Source organism: Streptomyces filipinensis, assembly GCF_014649495.1.
Taxonomy (GTDB): Bacteria; Actinomycetota; Actinomycetes; order Streptomycetales; family Streptomycetaceae; genus Streptomyces; species Streptomyces filipinensis.
In genome coordinates this window covers 1-5,441 of record NZ_BMTD01000054.1, presented here as the reverse complement: position 1 = coordinate 5,441, position 5,441 = coordinate 1, and the positions used below count along the sequence as shown (strand labels likewise).

Genomic DNA, 5,441 nt, shown 5'->3' with positions numbered 1-5,441 from the left:
ACACCTCGTCATACGCCGCCGCGAACACCGGGAACGTGTCGTAGAGTTCGCGCCCCATCCCCAGCCGCTGCGAACCCTGACCCGAGAACAGGAACCCGACCTTGTCGCCGAGGCGGGCCGCGTTCGGGACGACGGCCGCGGACGGGGTGCCTGACGCCAGTGCCCGTACGCCTTCGGTGAGTTCCTCCAGGCTCGCGCCGACGACCGCGGCCCGGCGGTCCCAGGCCGTGCGCGTCGTGGCGAGGGAGAAGCCGATGTCGGTCGGCGAGCGGTCGCCGCTGCGGCCGTCCTCCAGGGAGGAGAGCAGGCGTTTCGCCTGGGCGCGCAGCGCCGCGTCGCTCTTCGCCGAGAGCACCCACGGGACCGGTCCCGGGGCGGCCGTCCCGGGTGCGGGCTCCTCGTCGAGGGCCGGGGCCTGCTCGATGATCGTGTGCGCGTTGGTGCCGCTGACGCCGAAGGAGGACACCGCTGCCCGGCGGGGGTGGTCCGATTCGGGCCATGCGACGGCCTCGGTCAGCAGCTTGACCCCGCCCGCCGACCAGTCGACCTGAGCGGTGGGCTCGTCCACGTGCAGCGTCTGCGGCAGGATGCCGTTGCGGATGGCCATCACCATCTTGATCACACCGGCGACACCCGCGGCGGCCTGCGTGTGACCGATGTTGGACTTGACGGATCCCAGCCACAGCGGCCGGTCCCCCGCGTGTTCCCGGCCGTACGTGGCGAGGAGTGCCTCCGCCTCGATCGGGTCGCCGAGCGTGGTGGCCGTGCCGTGTGCCTCGACCGCGTCGACCTGGGAGGCGGTCAGGCGCGCGTTCTCCAGCGCCTGCCGGATCACGCGCTCCTGCGACGGGCCGTTCGGGGCGGTGAGGCCGTTGGATGCGCCGTCCTGGTTGACGGCGCTGCCGCGGACGACGGCGAGCACGTCGTGGCCGAGCCGGCGGGCGTCGGAGAGCCGCTCCAGCAGGAGCACGCCGACGCCTTCGGACATGCCCGTACCGTCGGCGGTCGAGGAGAACGCGCGGCAGCGGCCGTCGGGTGACAGGCCGCGCTGCGCGCTGAACGCGATGAAGGTGTTCGGCGTGGCCATCACGGTCACGCCGCCGGCCAGGGCGAGCGAGCACTCGCCGCGGCGCAGCGCCTGGGTGGCCAGGTGGAGTGCCACCAGCGAGGACGAGCAGGCCGTGTCGACGGTGACCGCCGGGCCTTCGAGGCCGAGGGAGTAGGAGATGCGGCCGGACACCACGGCGGCGGTGTTCGCGGTGACGAGGTGGGCCTCGATGTCGCTGTCGCCCTGCCGCTGGAGGTAGGCGTGGTCCTGGCCGTTGGTGCCGACGAACACGCCGGCCCGGGTGCCGCGTGCGGTGGCGGGGTCGATGCCCGCGCGTTCGAAGGCCTCCCAGGAAGTCTGCAGGAGCAGCCGCTGCTGCGGGTCCATGACCAGGGCCTCGCGGGGGGAGATCCCGAAGAACGCGGGGTCGAACTCGCCGGCGTCGTAGAGGAAGCCGCCCTCACGCACGTACGTGCGGCCGGTCCGCCCGGGCTCGGGGTCGTAGAGCGTGTCCAGGTCCCAGCCGCGGTCGGTGGGGAACTCGGACACCCCGTCGCCACCCGAGGCGACCAGCCGCCACAGGTCCTCGGGCGAGCCGACCCCGCCCGGGTAGCGGCAGGCCATCCCGACGATGGCGATGGGCTCGGTGTCCTTCGCCTCCAGCTCACCCATCTGCCTGCGGGTCTGGCGCAGGTCCACCATCACGCGCTTGAGGTAGTCCCTGAGCTTGTCATCGTTCGACATGTTTTGCGTCCTCGGTAGCAGTGCGTGAGAAGAGTCAGAGAGACCCGAGCTCTTGGTCGATGAGGTCGAACATCTCGTCGTCGGTGGCGGCGTCGATCCGGTCCAAGTCGTGGTCGGTGCCGAGGCCCGCGTCGGCGGCGTTCGCCGCGGCGTCCTGGTGGCTGTCGGTCCACTTCCAGAGCAGCGCCTTGAGCCGGGCGGTGACCTTGTCCCGTACCGCGTCCTCGGGAGCGAGCGCGGCGAGCTGTGCCTCCAGCCGGTCCAGTTCCCCGAGCACGGGCGGGGCCTCGGCGGTGAGGTCGAGCACCAGGTCCTTGTGCAGGAGCCGGGCGATCGCGACGGGGTTGGGGTGGTCGAAGACGAGGGTGGGCTTGAGCCGGAGCCCGGTCGCGGCCTTGAGCCGGTTGCGGAGCTCCACGGCGGTCAAGGAGTCGAAGCCGATGTCCCTGAAGGCCGTGGTGGGCTCGATGCGGGCGGCGTCGGCGTGGCCGAGGGCGGCTGCCGCCTGATGGCGCACCAGGTCCAGCAGGATCTTCTCCTGGTCGGCCTCCGGCATCCCGGCGAGGCGGCGGGCCAGGGCGGAGGTGCCCGCGGCCGCGGTCTCGCCGGCCTCGGTGCCGGCGCCGCCCACGAGGTCGCGGAAGACGACGGGCAGCATGCCGGCGCGGGCCATGGCGCGCAGTCCCGGAACATCCAGCCGGACCGGCACGATCACCGGCCGGTCCACGGTGAGGGTGGCGTCGAACAGGGCAAGCCCCTCCGCCGGGGTGAACGGCACGACTCCGGCCCGCCCCATCCGGTTGCGGTCGGCGTCGGTGATCCGGTCGCCCATGCCGCCGTTGTCCGTCCACAGGCCCCACGCCAGCGAGGTCCCGGGCAGTCCCGCGGCCCGGCGCTGCCGCGCCAGCCCGTCCAGGAAGGCGTTCGCCGCGGCGTAGCTCGCCGCGCCGGCGCTGCCCAGGACTCCGGCCAGGGAGGAGAAGAGCACGAACGCGGAGAGGTCCAGGTCCCGGGTCAGCTCGTGCAGGTGCAGCGCACCGTCGGCCTTGGGCCGCAGCACCGTGTCCAAGTGCTCCGGGGTCAGGGTCGTGACCACGCCGTCGTCCAGGGCCGCCGCCGCGTGCACCACGGCCACGAGCGGGTGCTCGGCCGGGATCGAGGCCAGCAGTTCCGCGACGGCGTCCCGGTCCGCGATGTCACAGGCGGCCACGTCGACGTGCGCGCCCAACTCCCCGAGCGCGGAAACGAGTTCACCGACGCCTTCGGCCGTGGGGCCGCGGCGGCTGGCCAGCAGCAGCCTCCGGGCGCCGCGTTCGGCGACGAGGTGTCGCGCGAGCGACCGTCCGAGGCCACCGGTCGCGCCGGTGAGCAGCACGGTCCCCTCGGGGTTCCAGGCGTGACCGGTGGGCTCCTCGGGCGGGGTGATCCGGGCGAGGCGCGGCACATACAGCTTTCCGTCGCGCACCGCGGCCTGCGGCTCGTCCAGACCGGCGAGCGCCGCTGCCAGCGCCGGCTCGACGCCGCCGTCGGCGACCGAGTCGTCCACGTCGACGAGCAGGAGCCGGTCCGGGTGCTCGCTCTGGGCGGACTTCACCAGACCGGCGACCGCGGCGTGCGCGAGGTCAGGAGCCGTGCCGCCCAACTCGACGGCCCCGCGGGTCATCACCACGAGCCGTGCGTCGCAGAACCGCTCGTCGGCGACCCACTCCTGGACGACCGACAGCACGCCGGCGAGCAGCGCGCGCGTCGCCACGGCGGCATCGCCCTCGCTCGGGGCGCAGGACAGCAGGACATGGGCAGGCGTGGCCGCACCGCCGTCGACGGCTTTGCGGAGCGCGTCGATGCCGGCGTAGGAACCCGCATCGCCGAGGACCGCCCACTCGGCCTCGGAAGCGGAAGCCGTGGTGTGTTCGACCCAGTCGACCTCGAACATCCAGTCCTGGTGCGCCACACGCGAGGCCAGCACCTGCTGCGGGGACATGGTCCGCGTCCGGACCGAGGCGACCGAGGCGACGGGAGAGCCGTCGGTGCCGGACAGTTCGATCGCCACCGCGTCGTCGCCGGCGGGCCGGATGCGCAGGCGCACGGCCCCGGCCCCCGGGGTGTGCACGGACATGCCGCTCCAGGCGTAGGGCATGAGCACCTCACCGGAGTCTTCGGCGCGGTCCGACGCCAGCATGCCGAGGACGGCGTCCAGCAGTACGGGGTGCAGACCGTAGCGGTCCGCCCGGTCCCGCTCCGTGACCGGCAGTGCGGCCTCGGCGTACAGCTCGTCCCCGGCGCGCCAGGCGGCGCGCAGGCACGGCCGGTCCTCGACGTCCACGGGTTCGGCACCCGTCGGCGGCCAGATCATCATGTCGAACTCCGGCGCCGGGGCGTTCCGGGTGAGTTCTCCGGTGACGTGGCAGACCCACGGCTCGCCGACGCCGCCGGCAGCGGGTCGGCTGAGGACGCGCACCGAGCGCCGGTCGGGGTCGTCGCCCGCACCGACCTGCACCTGGATGCGGACGGCGCCCTGTTCGGCCACCACCAGCGGGGTGTCCACGTCGAGCTGTTCCATGTGCGGGAACCCGGCCTGCCGTCCCGCAGCCAGGGCGAGCTCCGCGAACGCGGCGACCGGGAGCACCGGCACACCGCCGACCGTGTGTTCCGCGATCCAGGGCAGGTCGGCCGGGGACAGCCGGCCGGTGAACAGCACCTCCCGTGTGCCGGCGGTCTCCACGACCGCGCCGAGCAGGGGGTGGCCGGAGGAGTCCAGGCCCGCCGAGGAGACGTCGAGGGTGGCCGTACCTTCGAGCCAGTAGCGCTCGCGCTGGAAGGCGTACGTGGGCAGGTCGACACGCCGGGCGCCCGGGAAGAGCGCCTGCCAGTCCGGGGAGATCCCATGCGCGTGCAACTGCCCGAGTGCGAGAGTGAGCGCCTGGGGTTCGGGGCGGTCGGCGCGCAGCGCGGGAACGGTGACGATGTCCGCGTCCTCATCGAGGCAGCCCTGGGCGAGGGCACTGAGGACGCCGCCGGGACCGATCTCCACGAACGTGGCCACGCCCAGCCCGTGCAGGGTCCGCACACCGTCGGCGAAACGGACCGCCTCACGCACGTGCCGCACCCAGTACTCGGGCGTGTACGGCTCGGCCAGCCGGCCGCTCAGGTTCGAAACGACAGGAATCCGCGGCTCGTTGAAGACCAGACCGCTGACGGCCTCCGCGAACTCCTCCAACATCGGATCCATCAACGGTGAATGGAACGCATGACTGACCCTCAACCGGGACGTCTTACGACCCCGCTCACGGAAGACTTCACCGACGGCGGCAACCGCCTCTTCGGCGCCGGAGACCACGACGGACTGCGGGCCGTTGATCGCCGCGATACCGACCCCGTCGGTCAGGTGGGGAAGGATCTCGTCCTCGGTCGCCTGGACCGCGACCATCGCACCACCCGCGGGCAGCGCCTGCATCAACGCCGCACGCGCCGACACCAGCTTCGCCGCGTCCTCCAGCGACAACACACCCGCCACATGAGCAGCCGCGATCTCACCCACCGAGTGACCGGCCACGTAATCCGGCCGCACACCCCACGACTCCAGCAACCGGAACAACGCCACCTCGACCGCGAACAACGCCGGCTGCGTCGAACCCGTCTGATGAAGCGT

General features: G+C 72.9%; 2 protein-coding genes. Both read right to left on the bottom strand.

What is annotated here, in order from left to right; all coding sequences use genetic code 11:
- On the bottom strand, window positions 1-1,792 hold a 1,792-nt coding region (locus IE244_RS41355), incomplete at its 3' end, for a type I polyketide synthase (protein WP_191878740.1).
- Between the two features lie 34 nt (window positions 1,793-1,826).
- The coding region (locus IE244_RS41350; protein ID WP_191878739.1) for an SDR family NAD(P)-dependent oxidoreductase at window positions 1,827-5,441 on the bottom strand (3,615 nt) is incomplete at its 5' end.